The sequence below is a fragment of the Actinomycetota bacterium genome, from assembly GCA_035536535.1.
Classification (GTDB): domain Bacteria; phylum Actinomycetota; class JAICYB01; order JAICYB01; family JAICYB01; genus DATLNZ01.
The window spans coordinates 1-15,615 of sequence record DATLNZ010000178.1 but is presented as its reverse complement, the minus strand read 5'-3'; the positions used below and the strand labels follow the sequence as shown (position 1 = coordinate 15,615).

The 15,615-nt window shown below is 69.9% G+C and carries 14 protein-coding genes; 7 read left to right on the top strand and 7 right to left on the bottom strand.

The features are described from left to right. Window positions 1-1,433: hypothetical protein (locus VNE62_11890; protein ID HVE92981.1), on the bottom strand; the 1,433-nt coding region annotated here is incomplete at its 3' end. Between the two features lie 68 nt (window positions 1,434-1,501). Here VNE62_11890 and VNE62_11885 point away from each other — a divergent pair. Together VNE62_11885 and VNE62_11880 are read left to right on the top strand one after the other, a co-directional pair. Beyond that, window positions 1,502-2,554 (top strand): patatin-like phospholipase family protein, encoded by a 1,053-nt coding sequence (locus tag VNE62_11885; GenBank protein HVE92980.1) that lies wholly within the window; start codon window positions 1,502-1,504, stop codon window positions 2,552-2,554. 26 nt (window positions 2,555-2,580) lie between these two features. Then, entirely contained in the window at window positions 2,581-4,092 is a 1,512-nt protein-coding gene (locus tag VNE62_11880) for a hypothetical protein (protein ID HVE92979.1), read from the top strand. On the opposite strand, the gene VNE62_11875 is transcribed toward VNE62_11880, so the two are convergent. After that, window positions 4,086-4,541 carry a hypothetical protein gene (locus VNE62_11875; protein HVE92978.1) on the bottom strand — a complete coding sequence of 152 codons (456 nt, stop codon included), beginning with the start codon at window positions 4,539-4,541 and terminating at the stop codon, window positions 4,086-4,088. The two genes, VNE62_11880 and VNE62_11875, sit on opposite strands and share 7 nt — an antisense overlap. 40 nt (window positions 4,542-4,581) lie before the next feature. On the opposite strand from VNE62_11875, the gene VNE62_11870 reads away from it, so the two are divergent. Then, window positions 4,582-5,052: a sigma-70 family RNA polymerase sigma factor gene (locus VNE62_11870; protein HVE92977.1), complete on the top strand. Its 471-nt coding sequence runs from the start codon at window positions 4,582-4,584 to the stop codon at window positions 5,050-5,052. Between the two features lie 5 nt (window positions 5,053-5,057). Further along, window positions 5,058-7,040, top strand: coding sequence for a hypothetical protein (locus tag VNE62_11865; GenBank protein HVE92976.1), 1,983 nt, complete (start codon window positions 5,058-5,060; stop codon window positions 7,038-7,040). Here the strand turns inward: VNE62_11865 and VNE62_11860 are convergent. From VNE62_11860 to VNE62_11845, 4 genes are read right to left on the bottom strand one after another with little or no spacing between them, the layout of a single operon-like run. Further along, a complete protein-coding gene (locus tag VNE62_11860) occupies window positions 7,000-7,614 on the bottom strand; it encodes a LemA family protein (protein HVE92975.1) in 615 nt (204 codons plus the stop codon). The genes VNE62_11865 and VNE62_11860 overlap by 41 nt on opposite strands. Further along, window positions 7,614-9,545, bottom strand: a complete 1,932-nt coding sequence (locus VNE62_11855; GenBank protein HVE92974.1) for a DUF2207 domain-containing protein — start codon at window positions 9,543-9,545, stop codon at window positions 7,614-7,616. Before VNE62_11855 ends, VNE62_11860 begins: the two co-directional genes overlap by 1 nt. Window positions 9,546-9,553: 8 nt before the next feature. Beyond that, window positions 9,554-12,235, bottom strand: coding sequence for a pyruvate dehydrogenase (acetyl-transferring), homodimeric type (gene aceE, locus VNE62_11850; protein HVE92973.1), 2,682 nt, complete (start codon window positions 12,233-12,235; stop codon window positions 9,554-9,556). Between the two features lie 53 nt (window positions 12,236-12,288). Continuing rightward, complete coding sequence (locus tag VNE62_11845; protein HVE92972.1) at window positions 12,289-13,056, bottom strand: plastocyanin/azurin family copper-binding protein; 768 nt, start codon at window positions 13,054-13,056, stop codon at window positions 12,289-12,291. Between the two features lie 49 nt (window positions 13,057-13,105). Between VNE62_11845 and VNE62_11840 the strand changes: the two genes are divergently transcribed. After that, window positions 13,106-13,732 (top strand): methyltransferase domain-containing protein, encoded by a 627-nt coding sequence (locus tag VNE62_11840; GenBank protein HVE92971.1) that lies wholly within the window; start codon window positions 13,106-13,108, stop codon window positions 13,730-13,732. Beyond that, window positions 13,729-14,370, top strand: coding sequence for a hypothetical protein (locus tag VNE62_11835; GenBank protein ID HVE92970.1), 642 nt, complete (start codon window positions 13,729-13,731; stop codon window positions 14,368-14,370). The genes VNE62_11840 and VNE62_11835 overlap by 4 nt, the downstream gene beginning before the upstream one ends. On the opposite strand, the gene VNE62_11830 is transcribed toward VNE62_11835, so the two are convergent. Next, the gene (locus VNE62_11830; protein HVE92969.1) at window positions 14,346-14,828 is read right to left on the bottom strand and encodes a hypothetical protein; all 483 of its coding nucleotides are present in this window, start codon (window positions 14,826-14,828) and stop codon (window positions 14,346-14,348) included. The genes VNE62_11835 and VNE62_11830 overlap by 25 nt on opposite strands. 161 nt (window positions 14,829-14,989) lie before the next feature. Between VNE62_11830 and VNE62_11825 the strand changes: the two genes are divergently transcribed. Next, window positions 14,990-15,418, top strand: a complete 429-nt coding sequence (locus VNE62_11825) for a hypothetical protein (GenBank protein ID HVE92968.1) — start codon at window positions 14,990-14,992, stop codon at window positions 15,416-15,418. The last annotated feature ends 197 nt before the right edge of the window (window positions 15,419-15,615 follow it).

The window sequence follows — 15,615 nt, the reverse complement described above, 5'->3', positions numbered from 1 at the left end:
GCCGGGGCCTCCGCCGCGGGCACGGAGGCGGCGTTGTCCTGCATCGCACGGCGGGCCGAGTCCAGCAGCGCTGCCACGTCGATCCCGCAGATGGCGGCGGGGACAAGTCCGAAGTACGAAAGGGCGCTGTAGCGGCCGCCGATGTCCTGCGGGTTTTCGAACACGCGCAGGAACCCGCGCTCGGCCCCCAGCCGGGCGAGCTCGGAGCCGGGGTCGGTGACGGCGGCGAAGCGGTCCGGACGCGGGCACCTCGCCCACATCGTCTCGAGGTGCGCGCGGGTCTCGACCGTGGTCCCGGACTTGGAAGACACAACGAAGAAGGTGGAGTCGAAGTCCAGGCGGGACAAAAGCTGCGAGACGTGGTCGGGGTCGGTGGAGTCCAGGACCGACAGGGGCAGAGCGCCGCCGAGCGTTTCGCGGACCATCTCCGGCGCGAGCGACGAGCCGCCCATCCCCATCAGCACGACGTGGCGGATCCCACCGGACCGCACCCGGCGGCCGAAGGCGACGAGGTCCTCCGCGTCCATCTGCCCGGCGACCGTGAGCCAGCCGAGGCGGTCGGAGATCTCGCGCGGCTCCTCGCGCCAGAGCGTGTGGTCCCGCGCCCACACGCGCTCCATCGCGTCCGACAGGTCCAGATCGCGGCAGGAGGCCAGCACGTCGGAGCGGAAGCCGTCCGGCTCGATCTCGTCGTCGCGGACGGGACGCGCCGCCCGCTGCCGCAGCCGCAGAACGGCGCCGTCAAACGCCGCGCGCTCCTCGTCCGGGGAGCCCGGGAGCCGGACTCCCGACGCGGAGGCCGGATGCAGCAGCGACGCCTCGGACACAAGCTCCACGCCGCGGACGCCTCCATCGCCGGCGTCGGCTCCGAGTAGGAACACCGGGACCTCCTCCACCGTCTCCGGGTCCTCCGCCGCCTGCCTGCGGCGCGCCATGCCGGCCTCGCGCGCCTCGCGGACCTCCGCCGACGCGCCGGACGGAGCATGGACTGCAACGGGGACTCCCGCCGCGACGCACCCGGCGACGGCCTCGCGCCTGCCGGGGGTCCAGGCAAAGGCGACCGCGACGTTGCGCCGTCCTATCTCGTTGCGCCGCCTGCCGGCGGCGTCCGACGCCGACGCGGGGTCGGCCAGGTCGTCCGGGGGCAGCCAGAAGGCCGCGTAACCGTCGGCGCCGTCCGTAGCGGCGTGCACGTCCTGCAGGTACTCGGCGGCCTCCCTGACGTCGTGCACCACGAGGTCCCAGAGCAGCGCCTGGTCCGGGAGAGCCCCCGACCGCACGAGCGAGGAGATGGACGCCGCCGCGTCGCCCGCGACGTAGGCGCCCGGGTCCCAGATGCAGCCGGTGACGCCTCGGTCGGCGGTCCAGCGGGCGAGCGCGCCGGACTGTGCCTGGTGCCTGCGCAGGCCGGCCAGCCAGCGAGACGTGTCCACACGGGTCCTTTCGTCGGGGGACCAACAATGACACGAAGCAGCACCTGCGCCGGATAGGCTCTGACGCCATGCCCGCAGACCACTCGCACCCCCGGGACGGCCTGCGCGTGGGCCTTGTGCTCGGCGGGGGCGGCGTCCTCGGCGCCGCGTGGCTGATCGGGGCGATGCAGGCCCTGGTGGAGCAAACCGGCTGGGAGCCCAAGACCGCCGACTACATCGTGGGTACGTCCGCCGGCTCGGCCGTTGGAGCACTGGTCGCCTCGGGCATGCCCCCGTGGTTTCTCGTGTACCACCAGCGCGGGGGGCCTACGGAGGGGATGACCGACCGTTACGGCAAGCCCATGCTCGGCGCCCGCGAGACCACACCGGGGCTGTTCAAACTGACCCGCAACCTGCCCCGGCTGGCGCTCGGCTCTCCGCAGCTGGCGATGCGGACTAGCCTTCGCCCGTGGCGCTATCCCCCGGCCGCCGCGCTTACGGGGTGGCTGGGTCGCGGGTTCATGTCCACGGATCAGGTCGGGCGGGTCGTGCGCTCCGTCGTCGCGGAGGGCTGGTCGGATCACCCCAACCTGTGGATCGTGGCCATGGACTACTCCACGGGACGCCGGGTCGTCTTCGGACGCGACGGCGCCCCAGCAGCCGACCTGTGGCGCGCGGTGGAGGCCTCGTGCGCGATCCCGGGGATGTACGCGCCAGTCCGGATCGGGGGCCGCACTTACGTGGACGGCGGCGCGTGGTCGCCTTCGAACCTGGACCTGTTGTCCCGCGAGGACCTCGACGTCGTGATCGTCCTGAACCCCACGTCGTCGCTCAACCCCGGACCGCCCACCACGGTCCTGGAGCGCGTGGAGCGACGGGTGCGCGCTGCGTCTGGAAGGAGGCTGTCCCGGGAGGCCCGGAAGGTCGAGGAGTCCGGGGCCCGGGTGCTTCTGGTCCAGCCGGGGGCCGAGGACCTTGCCGCGATGGGCATCAACCTCATGAACCCCTCACGGCGCACGATCGTGCTGGAGACGGCCCTGCGCACCACCACGGCGCGGCTTCTCGAGGATGACGCTTTGGACGTGCTGGCCAAGCTGCCGGCCGCGGGGCAGGGGACGGCACCTGCAGGGGCGAACAACTGATCATCCGACCCGGGAGCAAAATCCGCATGGGCAAAACTGCCCGAACGCGCACGACGGCCGTCGCGGCGATCATGGCTGTCGCCGTCGCGGCCGCCACACCGGCTTCAGGCCGGCAAGGAGCGGAGTCCCACCCGCTGTTTCCCGACCTGGTGAAGTCGGCGACCGGCATCTGCGGGTCCCTCTACGAGATCGGGTCCACCGGGTTGTGCACCCACGGCCCGGACGAGACCCACCGGCTCCCGGGCGGCCACGGCACCGCACGCTCAGGAGAGCCGGCACTCGGGGACCCAACCTCCGGCGGGACCCCTTCCGGAACCGTCCCATGCGACGGCGACGGGACCAGTGGGAAAAGGATCCACGCCATCTACATGCGGGCGTCCACCGAGCCGGACCGGTACGAGGAGGTCCTGCCGTCGATCCGCGGGTGGGGGGCCGAGATGAACCGGATCGTCGAGCAGAGCTCCCTCAAGACCCAGGGAATGCGCCGGCTGCGGTTCGTGACGGACGCCTCGTGCAACCTCGTGGTCTCCAACGTGACCGTCACTCCAACCGCCGTTACCAGCTTCGCTTCGATGGTGGAGCAGCTTCGTGCCAGAGGGTTCAACAACAACTATCGGAAGTACGCGATCTGGTTCGACACGGTCAACCCGGGGCTCTGCGGGATCGGCACGGCGATCAGAGACGACCGCCCCGCACTCGACAACCTGTCCAACAACAGGGTCGGCTACGGACGAAGCGACACGAGGTGCTGGGGCCGCTCTGAGATCCACGAGGTCATGCACAACCTCGGAGCCGTACAGAACTCGGCCCCCCACTCCACCGGGTTCGCGCACTGCACGGACGAAAACGACATCATGTGCTACCAGGACGAGCCCACGACCCAGATCACGACGCTGTGCCCGGACCCCCTGGACCAACGGATCCTGGACTGCGGAAACGACGACTACTTCTCGACGGCCCCGGGGGCCGGAACCTACCTGGCCACGCACTGGAACACGGCGAACAGCGGCTGGATGACGGCGGTGTCGTCCGGACCTCCGGACACGACCGTTGTCTCAGGTCCGCCGGCCCTGACCAGGTTCAGCTCGGCCGCGTTCAGGTTCTCGTCCACGCAGCCGCGCTCCACGTTCACCTGCTCGCTTGATGGGGCAGAGGCCTCCGCGTGCTCGGCGGCCCCCACCTTCACGGGTCTGGCCGAGGGCGCCCACCGGCTCGAGGTGGCTGCGGCCAACGAGTGGTCGGCCATTGACGAAACCCCGGCCGCCCACACCTGGACCGTGGACCTCACAGCGCCGAGCACGTTCTTCACGACAACGCCTCCGCTACGCGTCTACCGCTACATCACGTTCAGGTTCGCCTCCGACGACGCGGCCGCCAGATTCAAGTGCTCACTGGACGGGGGCCGGTACTACCTGTGCTCGTCGCCGACGACCTACAGGTACCTGACCAAGGGGTACCACTCGGTGCGAATCGCAGCGATCGACGCAGCCGGCAACGCCGACCCTACCCCGCTGCTGCACCGCTTCCGGATCTACTGAGCGGGCTGGACCGTCACGCGGAAGCGGGCTCTTGCCAGCTCGGTGCCGTCCACGTCCAGGACGAACTCGTAGCGGCCCTCGCGCTCCAGCGGCGTGCTAACCATGTTGAAGGCCAGCAGCATCGTGGTCTCGTCCCCCGGGCGCATCCCGGGCGGGCGTCCCGTCTCGAACTGTCCGGACATCTCCGGCCCGGCGGGGTGTCCGTCCTCATCGATCAGCCGGACGGTGATCGTGTGGACCTGGTTGGTGGACCCCCACGGGACGTGCAGTGCCGTGGCCACGGACATGTGCGGGTGGTGCGCCGGCAACTGGCGCACCGACAGCACGTCCCAGCACCCGCCGAGGACGTACAGCTTGCCGTTGACCGCCTCCGCGTGGTCGGCGATGAAAAACGCGGTCGTGCGAATGTCCCTGCCGGGCACGGGTCCCGCATTCAGTTCCTCAGCCACGTGGTCAGTATTACCCGTCGACGGCTATAGACTCTGAGCCGTGAGCGACGAACGACTGGTCCGTTCGGCAGCCCGCGGCAGCGCAGACGCGCTGAGCCAGCTCATCGAGTCCCTCGGCCCCCCGGTCTTCGGGTACCTGCAGGGGATGCTCCCGGACGACGAGTCGGCGGCGAGGGCGCTGGAGGAGACGTGGGTGCGGCTGGCCAAGGCCGTCGGCCGGTACAAGCAGGGCACCGGCGTCACCGCTTGGGCGCTGGAGACTGCCCGGCGGGTGGTCGCCGACGTCGCCCCGGGAGCCGGAACCGGGGCCGAGGGTCCGCCCGGGATCAGGGCTGCGCTGCAGGCGCTGGCTCCCGAGGACCGCGAACTGCTCGTTTGCAGAGACGCCCTCGGGATGGACCTGTCGTCGGTCGCGCGGCTGGCGCGGATGTCCACGCAGGATGCGGGTGAGAGGCTGACCGCGGCACGGGTGGTGCTCGTCGAAAAGGCCGCCGGGACGTTGGCTCGCTGAACCCGATGGACCACAGCGAAGCGCGCAGGCTCGCCGCCACCGCCCCCGAGCGAAACCTCGAGCCGGTCGAGGAGCGCGATCTCGCGCTGCACCTGGTGTCGTGCGGCGAATGCAAGAGGTTCTTCGACAACGTTGACGGCGCCATGACGGCGCTGAGAGCAATCGCCTCTCCGCCGCCTCGCGAGGTCGTGGACACGGTCGTGCTGAGGGCCATCGCCGTAGTTCGCGGGCAGGGGGATCCGGGCAACGGCATCGGGACGGCGGCCCAACAGCAGCAGCAGGGGCAGGAACGGGACTTGCGCGACGACGCCGGCGACGAGACGGCTGGAATGCCGAGCCTCGACCCCGCGTCGCGCCCGGGCGCCGACGAAGCGGGCAGTACGCTGGCGGCCGATGCAGCGGTGGCCGATCCCGGAGCCGAGCTATGGCCACCCGCGGAGACCCCGGACGAGCTCTCCCGTGGCCGGGCCCGACGCTGGGGGCGCAGGCGAGCCGAGGAGGACTTCAAAGACGAACCGGCGCCGGACGAGGGCGCACCCGTTGTCGTCGGCGATGACACGGAGACCCGCGCGCGGTCCGGGTCCGGACGATGGGCCATCGCGGCGGCGCTCGGCCTTTTGACCGTCACCGGCCTGGCGATCGCCGCGGTGTTCCTACTCACGCGCGAGCCGGTCCCCCGGCCCGAGCCGGCCGGCGAGCTTCCGGAGGCCGAGGCCGTTCGCGTCAACGCCGACCGCGCCTTCGAGGCGATCGAGTCGCTGGACGCCGGCTTCACGGTCACACGCCTGAGCTGGTACAGGCTGCCCCCCGAGGAGGGAGCCAAGCCGCGCTACACGTTCTCCAACGGGATCCATCGCGGACGCGTGGTCTACGACTCCGCGGAGGCCAAGCTGCGGGAGGAACGGTCCCTGAAGGTCCCGGTGCGCGGGACACCCGAGACCAAGACCACAATCGTGCGCTCGGCACAGGAAGTCCGGACGCTGACCGAGCAGGGCTCCGACCGCAAGCTCGTCGTGGAGTCCAACTTCGCTCCCGGTCCCCCGGACGGACCGGTCCCGGGGCGGCTGGGGTTTCTGGACTCAAGCGTCGGCTCTGCGGTGCAGATGCTGGCGTCGGCCAGCGAGGCCAGGGTGGACAAGGAAGCGACCACCGACGGGCGCCGGTCCTACCTCGTGTCGTTTCCCGTACGCCCCGACGAACTGACGCGGGCGGACCGCATAGAGATGGTCCTGGACGCCGAGACCTGGCTGCCGCTTCGCATCAGGCGGTTTCTGAACCGCAAGGACGCCGCCGTCCTGGGGCCCGAGCAATACATGACTACGCAGGCGGTGGAGTCCGCTTTCGGTGACGACGACCGCGTCACAACCGAAACGGTCGCGCTGGACCACGTCGCGGTCGACCAGTTCGTCCTCAAGGGAGAGTTCGAGATCGAGGCCTCGGGGGCCGAGGAGGAGACCCGCAACGGCCAGTACCGGGCGCTGACGCGGGGCGAGCTGGCGGATGAGTTGAACCCGGATCCCCTGCTGCCGACGAGCCTTCCCGGAGGCTTCCGCGAGGAGTCGTTCGCGGCGTACGACGGAACTCCGAAGGTATGGGGGCCGAGGCAGTCGTACCCCGCGGCAAAGCAGGTGTTCTACGCCTTCTACTCCAACGGCAAGACGCAGGTGTCGTTGAGCCAGCGGACGCTGGCCCGCGGTCGCATTCCCATCGAGGCCTCGCCGCTGGCCGTGCCCGGAAGCCTGCCGGTGGTCGAGCGCAAGGTCGTGGCGGGGGCGAGCGAACTCACCTACGCCGTCTCGCCGGAGGTCGTCCCGCACCTGTACGGCTACGTCGGCGACACGTTCGTCGTAGTCGCCGGCTACACGACCGAGGAGGACCTCGTCGCAATAGCCGGCTCGCTGGAGGGCGCTCCAAACGGGTCGCCCTCCGCTTCCAGACGCGGATCTCCTACTGCTGAGCCGGAGGAGACTCCTCAGGACGACCAGTGAAGTCCACGCGTCCGGGCATGTCGCGGAAGTCCACCTTCGCCGGCTGACGCGAGACCTCCTCGATCTCCAGGTACTCCTTCGCCACGAAGCCGAACGGTCCCGCGAGCATGACGCCGGGAAAGGTCTGGATCGCGTTGTTGTACATCAGCACCGTGTCGTTGTAGATCTGGCGTGCCACCGCGATCTGGTCCTCGGTCTCCGCGAGCTCGGCCTGCAGCTGCTGGAAGTTCTCGTTGGCGCGCAGCTGCGGGTAGTTCTCCGAAACGGCCATCAGCTGGCGGAGAGCGGACGTGATCATGTTCTCCGCCTGGGCCTGCTCGGCCACGGTCTGGGCCGAGGCCCCCATCGACCGCGCCTGCGTCACGCGCTCGAACACCTCGCGCTCGTGCGACGCGTACCCCTTCACAGTCTCCACCAGGTTGGGAATCAGGTCGTAGCGTCTGCGCAGCTGCACGTCCACCTGCGCCCACGCGTTCTGAGAACGGTTGCGCATCGTCACGAACCGGTTGTAGAGCGCCATCACCATCAGCGCCACGAGCACCACCACGACCAGCAAAGCGATCAGAAAACCCATCACCACGCTCCTCCCCCGCCACCTCCGCCACCGCCTCCGCCACCGCCGGAGAACCCTCCCCCGCCGCCGGACGACGACGACGAGGGGGCCCCGGAGGACACGGCACGGTCAAGCCCGGACAACAGACTGTGCATGTGCAGCGAGGTGAGTCCGGACCCCAGGCCCGTCCCGCTGCCGTCAATCCAATAGAGCTGGCTGGATTGCGTGAGGTCCTGCGGCGCAACCAGCTGGGCCGCCTTGAGCACCTGGTCGGCCACACCCAGGACGATGCCGTAGACCAGCAGTCGCTCCCACAGGACGACCGACACCGGCGGCGCGTCGCGCATGGCCGAGAAATCGTCCAGGTACCGGCGCATTCCCTCCCATGCCCTCGCCAGCCGCGCGCCCTCCTGCGACCGCCTCGTCAGCGCTTTGGACGCAGCGCCACCGGCCACGCCCAGGGCGAATGCGTTCGTGAAACCGCCGACGACGAGCGGGACGGCGAGCAGGGGCGAGCCCGCGGTCTTCACCTCGAGGGCGCCGATTAGAAAGCCGAGCAGGGCCACCCCCACCATGACGGCGATCCCCAGCCCCCACATCGTCCGCCCTTTCGTCTCGATCCAGCCACGCCTTTTGACCTCGGCGTCGACGGCCTCCTGGAAGCTCGTAAATCGCAGGTAGAACTTCTGGGCGCGCTCCTTGAGCACGTCGTCGAACTTCGACAGCAGCTCGCCGCTCTTGGGCAGTACCCACTCGATCGCGTCGTAGACCTCGCGATCCCACGGCGGCAGGTCGCTGGGGTCCTTGTCCGTGAGCTTCACGCGCAGATCCGAGATCGTCTCCTTGCGCAGCCCCATCCAGGTGCTCTCGTCGGTCAGCTCGCGATCGGCGGTGAAGTACCCGCGGTGCAGCAGGTCGAAGAAGGTCGCAACGAACTCCTTGGATCCGGGCTTGCCCCCTTCCGTGAGCAGAGAGCCAACCAGGGCCGGCGAATCGTCGGAGGGCGGCTCCCGCGTGTAGTGCGCCGGAAGGGGAAAGACCATAGGGTCCGTGCCGTACCTGCGCGCGAGCCAGGAGAAGTAGATCGCGGCGGGACCGAATAGCAGCAGCAGGAACAAGGGGATGATCCACCACACATTGCGCTTCAGCCACTGGATCCTCTCGCGCGCCCGCAGGTCCTTGCCGGCCGACTCACGCTCCTCCTCCAGGATCGTCTGGAACCCCGGTCCCTGGTGCCGGCGGGCCCACTGCGCGGACGAGATCAGCGACGTGGGAAAAAGCGTCCGCAACTCGACCCACTGCTCCGACGGGATGCCGCTCGCCTCCAGTGTCACCCCTGTGCGGTCGGGCAGCCGGGTCGTGACACCGCGGACGGAGCTGGGGTGTCCCCACACGCGAAAGCTGTCGGCCTGCTCCTGCGGAACGGCTTGCGGGAACCGGACGTCCACCCGAAGCTGGTCCAAAGACTCCGGCCAGTGGTCGCCCCACACGCGCATGTTCAGCTCGGCGATGTCGTCGTAAACGGTGACCAGTCCGGTCATGACGTAGCTGATCGTGAAGTACCTCGTTTCATTGACGGCGCTGTAGCGCCAGACGATGCGCGCGCCCCCGCCGTCCAGGCTGCCTAGCGCGAAGGTGTTGGGAGGTCCGGGGGCGCCCAGGGTCGGGGTGCCCCCGCGCGCGTAACGGATGTCGCCCTCGGCCACACTCACCGAGTCCGGGACCACGCGCTCGCCGAATCGCGACGGGATGTCCCGGTACGCGCCGGAGAAGGACCCGTCGTAGGCGAAAGCGATCCGCTCCTCGACGGTGACCGAGCCGTCCGGGTTGACCGCGACCTGGACCTGGGCCCCCGGGAGCCGGTAGCTCTTGGCCCCCGCGGGCGCCGCCAGGGCGAACACGGCCGCCGTCGCCAGGACGATTACCGAGCCGAGCCGCAGGCCCCTGTCCATGCCCGGGGCTACAGAGACGCCGGGTCGGGAAGGTCGGGATGCAGCCCCGCCGCTTCGATCGCGTCCGCCACCGTCTGGGGCTTCACATCGCCCGAGCGGGACAGGGCGTGCAGGACCCCGGCGACCACGTGGGCCGAATCGACCTCGAAGTGGCGGCGCAGGCCTGCGCGCGTGTCGCTGCGGCCGTAGCCGTCGGTCCCCAGCGACAGGTAGTCGGACTCAACCCAGCGCGCGATCTGGTCCGGCACCGCCTTCATGAAGTCGCTCACCGCGACAACCGGGCCCCCGGCTTCGGACAGCACCCGCGTCACGTACGGAACCCTGGCGGGCTCCGTGGGGTGCAGACGGTTCCACCGCTCGCAGGACAGCGCTTCCGCGCGCAGCTGCTGGTAGCTGGTCGCGCTCCAGACGTCGGCCGCGACGCCGTAGGTCTCGGCCAGTGTCCGCTGCGCCTCGAGCGCGACGGGCAGCATCGGACCCGACCCGAGCAGCTGTGCCCGCGGTCCATCGGCGGCGGACTTTCGGAACGGGTACAGGCCGGCGAGGATCCCCTCCTCGGCCCCCTCGGGCATGGTAGCCATGACGTACGGCTCGTTGTAGAGCGCGAGGTAGTAGAAGACGTCCTGGCCTTCGTCGTACATCCGTCGCAGCCCGTCGCGGACGATCACCGCCACCTCGTAGGCCCAGGCCGGGTCGTAAGCCACGCAGTTCGGGACGGTGGACGCCATCAGCAGGCTGTGCCCGTCCTGGTGCTGCAGGCCCTCTCCCGAAAGCGTCGTCCGACCGGCCGTCGCGCCCAGCAGGAAGCCGCGACCCCGCGAGTCGCCGAAAGACCAGATCAGGTCCTGCACCCGCTGGAAGCCGAACATCGAGTAGAAGATGAAAAACGGGATCATCGGCTGGCCGTGGGTCGCGTACGACGTCCCGGCGGACGTGAACATGGCCATGCTGCCGGCCTCGGTGATCCCCTCCTCGAGCAGCTGTCCGTCCTTGGCCTCCAGGTACGGCATGAGGGTGCCCTTGTCCACGGGCTCGTAGTTCTGGCCCAGCGGGTTGTAGATCTTGCACTCCTTGAAAAGCGACTCCATGCCGAACGTGCGGGCTTCGTCCGGAATGATGGGAACGATGCGGCGCCCGATGTTGGGGTCGCGCAGGAGCTTTCTCAGAAGCCGGACAAAGGCGACGGTGGTCGAGGCCTCCAGGCCCTTGTCCTCGGTGCCGGCCTTGAACTCGTCGTAGGCCGCAGGCGCCGGCAGCGCCGGCGTGTCGTAGCGCACGACGCGCCGCGGGACCGATCCGCCGAGCTCTTGCCTCCGCCAGCGCATGTACTCCACGAGCTCGGAGTCGGCGCCCGGGTGGTGGTAGGGCAGGTCCTCGAGCTGTTTGTCCGAGATCGGCAGACCCAGGCGGTCGCGGAACTTGCGCAGGTCGGTCGCCGTCATCTTCTTGGCCTGGTGGGTGACGTTGCGCGCCTCGATGTCCGGGCCGAGGGTCCAGCCCTTCACCGTCTTGGCCAGGATGACGGTAGGGACGTCCGTAAGCTCGGTTGCCACCTTGTAGGCCGCGTACACCTTGCGGTAGTCGTGGCCTCCGCGGCGCAGGCGGACGAGGTCCGAGTCGGACAGGTGCTCGACCATCTTGCGCAGGCGCGGGTCCGGGCCGAAGAAGTCCTCCCGGATGAAGGCCCCGGACTCGGTGGCGTACTTCTGGAACTGACCGTCGGGGGTCGAGTTCATCTTGTCCAGCAGCACGCCGTCGGTGTCGCGCGCCAGGAGCTCGTCCCACTCGCGTCCCCAGACGGCCTTCACCACGTGCCAGCCGGCCCCGCGGAAAAGCGACTCGAGCTCCTGGATGACCTTGCCGTTGCCGCGGACGGGGCCGTCCAGCCGCTGCAGGTTGCAGTTGACCACCAGGATGAGGTTGTCCAGGCGCTCGCGGGAGGCGAGCGTCAGCGCGGCGATGGACTCGGGCTCGTCCATCTCGCCGTCCCCGGCGAACATCCAGACGCGCTGCTGGGACGTGTCCTTTAGCCCGCGGGCGTGCAGGTAGCGGTTAAAGCGCGCCTGGTACACGGAGTTGAGGATTCCCAGACCCATCGACACCGTCGGGAACTCCCAGAAGTCCGGCATCAGACGCGGGTGCGGGTAGGACGAAAGTCCCGCGCCGCCGGACACCTCCTGTCGGAACAGGTCCAGGCGCGCTTCGTCGATCCGCCCCTCCAGGTAGGCCCTGGCGTACACGCCGGGGGCCGAGTGTCCCTGGAAGAAGACGTGGTCGCCGCCGCCCGGGTGGTCCTTGCCGCGGAAGAAGTGGTTGAAGCCCACCTCGTACAGGCTCGCGGCAGAGGCGTACGTGGACAGGTGCCCGCCGATGCCCACCGCCTCCTTGTTCGCGCGCAGGACCATGACCGCTGCGTTCCACCTGATCAGCCGGCGTATGCGCCGCTCGATGTCCTCGTCGCCGGGGAAGGGCGGCTCCTCCTCCGGGGCGATGGTGTTCACGTAGTGCGTGGACACCATCGACGGCAGGCCGATCTGCAGGCGCCGCGCCTCGAGCAGCACGCGTCGCAGGACGTAACCGGCGCGCGCCTTGCCGTACGCGTCCGTCAGGTCGGTCAGCGACTCCAGCCACTCTCCTGTGACCACGGGGTCAATGTCCGGCAGCTGGTCCTTGAACTCGTCGAAAGCCATGCCTTCACCCTAGCGCCGGGGACCGGCGAGCACAGACGCGGCCGCCCGGCCGTCTAAGCGGGGCCCCCGGGAGAGGGAGGCTGCGGGGGCCGGCGCAGGACGAACACCGCCACGGCCACCACTCCCAGCGCGATGAGCAGCCACAGCAGGGGGGACGGTCCTTTCGACTTGGTGGCCCTCTGGTCGTCAAGCGCCAGTGGAACCGGGGTCCTGGTATCTGCCGGCGTCGCATTGACCGAGGGCTGCGGGGAGGACAGAGCCGGCGTCGCCGCGACGCCCGTCGAACGGGGACCGGATGTCGCGGCCGCTGGGATCGCCGGCCTGCCGGCGCCGCCGGTGGGAGCAGCCGGGGCCGGAGGGGCCGGAGGACCACCAGGCCTGGAGGCGGCACGCACAGTGATGGACCCGCACATCCCGCACTGCTGGAAGCTGGGGTCGCTCGCGTTGCGGGGGTCGGGGCGGTATTCGGGACGTCCGTGGACCTTGCAGTAGTAGTCGAAGGTGCCGGGCGTCGAGAACGCGTAGCGGAAGGTCCGGCCCGACGACAGGCAGCGGTCCGGCGAGTTGTCGGCCATCGAACATTCGGGGTGGGAATCGAAGCTCACGTCGGTCCCCGGGTAGGTGGTGACTGTGTGACTGCCGCCTCTCGAGCCGATCCAGGTGACCTCGGCCCCTTGGTTGACCTCGAGGAAAAGGGGCTGGAAAGAGTTCTCCTGCGCACGCACGTCCCGCTTCTCCGTCTGCGCCCCCGCGGGAGCCCACAGCATGAGCATCGGCATCAACAGCAGGACCGAAATCCGCGCGCGTCTCGATGCCGTCAAGCGTCCCTCCTGAGGCTAGTCCCGAAGCCCCGATAATAGGATCTGGCGTATGAGCGAGCGGCCGCAGCGGCGGTGGGACGACATGTACGCCGCCGAGGAGTTCGTATGGGGGCGCGAGCCCACCGACTGGGTCCGGCGCTGGGCCGGGACCCTGGTCCCCGGCTCGGTAGCCGACCTCGGTGGGGGCGACGGACGCAACGCCTTGTTCCTGGCCGGCGCGGGCCACACCGTCACCGTGGTGGACATCGCCCCCAAGGCGATCGACAACCTCCTGCGCAACGCGCGCGAAGCGGGCCTGGCGGACCGGGTTCGCGGCGTCGTCGCCAACCTCGCCTCGTATGAGCCCGCGGAGGAGTTCGACAACATCGTGAGCAGCTACACCCTGACCTTCGTCCCCCGCACGGACCTGCCACGGGTGCTGGATCGCATCATGTCCTGGACGCGCGACGGGGGCATCAACATCGTCGAGAGCTTCACCGAGCAGGGAGGACTCGCCGCCGCCGCGCCTCCGACGCTCACCTGGTTCGCCCGCGGCGAGCTCGACGAGCTGTACCGCGCGGCCGGGTGGGAGGTCCTCGGCTACGAAGAATTCAACATTCAGACAAAGCAGCGCGACGAGTCCGGGCAGCCGCATACACAGGAGACGGCGGCCGTGACCGCCCGCAAAAGCGCATGAGCGGAAGGTCGAGGGTGGTGGCGCTGGTCGCGGTGGTGGCGGTGGTGGCGTCCGCCTGCGGGGGCGGAGGCGGCCGCGGGTCCCGGCGCACATCCTCGTCCACTTCGCCCACATCGCAGGCCGCTGGGTCATCCACGGCCCAACCGCACGGGTCCGCCGCGGGCGAATCCGGGACGGCGGAGGGCTCCGCGGCACCGGGCGCCACTGGGCGCACCCCGGGAGCCGGGGCGAAGGACGCAGCCGCCTCCGGCGCGAGTCCAGCGGCCAGCGGCACGAAGGTCGAGGACGACGAGGCACGCGCGGCTGGTTTCCAGACGTTGATCTGCGCGAAGCAGACCTACGGGAAGACGACCGACTACCGACTGGTGACGCCGCAGACGCTGAAGGCCTGCAAGCCCGAGCTGGACTTCGTCGACGACGGCCAGAGCACCGGCCCCACGGTCGTCAGCGTCAAAGGTCCGTCGCAGCACGAGTTCCGGGCGGCCGTGCGGAGCCGGTCTGGGTCTTGCTTCGCTCTCAGGGACAGGGCGGGTCCGGACAACCCCCGCGGGGCAGTCACCTACTCCAAGACCGCGGGTACGTCCTGCCGGGCGACCTCGCCGCCCGACTCGAGCTACTCGGCGAAGGGCTGGATCTGATCCAGCAGCCGCGCCCGCAGGAAGACAAGCGGGTGCTCGGCCGTGGCGCCGGACAGGTCCGCCACCTGGCGGCGGCAGGAGGTCCCCGTCGCGACCACGTCGCTATCGGGGGCCCCGCGCACGGCCGGCAGCAGCACGCGCTCGGCCATCGCCCGCGACAGATCCTGCCGATCCGCGAGGTATCCGAAGGCGCCTGCCATCCCGCAGCAACCCGAGTCCAGGATCTCCAGCTCGACGTCCGGGACGAGCCGAAGCGCGAGCTCCGTGCCGGTCGTGCCCCACAGAGCCTTCTGGTGGCAGTGCGCGTGCAGCAGGACGCGGCCCCCGACGCGGAACCGTGGCGGGGTATCGACCTGCGACGCCGCGTCGGCGAGGAACTGCTCGGCGGGGTGGCACCGCAGCGTGATGTCGTCGACGTCGCCGATCAGGGGGGGCCAGTCGTCCACCACGGCGGACATGCACGAGGGCTCGCAGAACAGGATCGGCCCGCGCTTTCGCCAGGTTCCCCTCGCTGATCATGACCCTGCCGCAGCAGCCTGCATCCACCGCCCCCGCTTCCACGCCGGCTGCACGCAGCAAATCCTGCGCGGCCAGTCCGATCTCCGGCTCCTGGTAGGTCGTGAAGCAGTCCGCGAAGATGACGGGCTCGGCACCAGCGTTGGGAGCCCCTGGGCCGCCGGGGGCCGTCGGGCCCAAGCCGTCCGCGCCCGTCGCGGCGTCGTCGCGCGAGCCGGAGCCGGCCTCGGGGAGCCTGCGCGCCGGCAGTGGGTGCCTGGCCAGCGGGGGCAGCGTCCGGTCCGGGGCGATGCCCAGCAAGCGCTTGGCCGCGCGGGAGCTCAGGATCCGGTTCGTCAATCGCGGCGTCCGGGACCCGGCCGCGGCGAGCCGGCGAAAGTCGGTGATCATGCGCTGCAGCGCTGTGGCTCCGCTGGACCTGCGGACCATGTCGGCCCACTCGGCCTTCATGCGCGCCATGTCCACCTGGGCCGGGCACTCGGTTTTGCAGGCCTTGCAGGCAACGCAGGTCTCCATGACCTCGCGGGCTTGAGGTGAGCTGAGGTCCGCCACGTCCAGCCGGCCGGACACCACCGCACGCAGAAGGTTTGCCCGGGCCCTCGTCGAGTGCTCCTCGAGTCCGGAGGCCGCCGCGGGAGGGCACATCGTGCCCAGCAGGCGCTTGCGGCACCACCCGGCCCCGAAGCAGCGCTCGGCCGCCGCTGCGAATCCGCCCTGGTCATCGAAGGA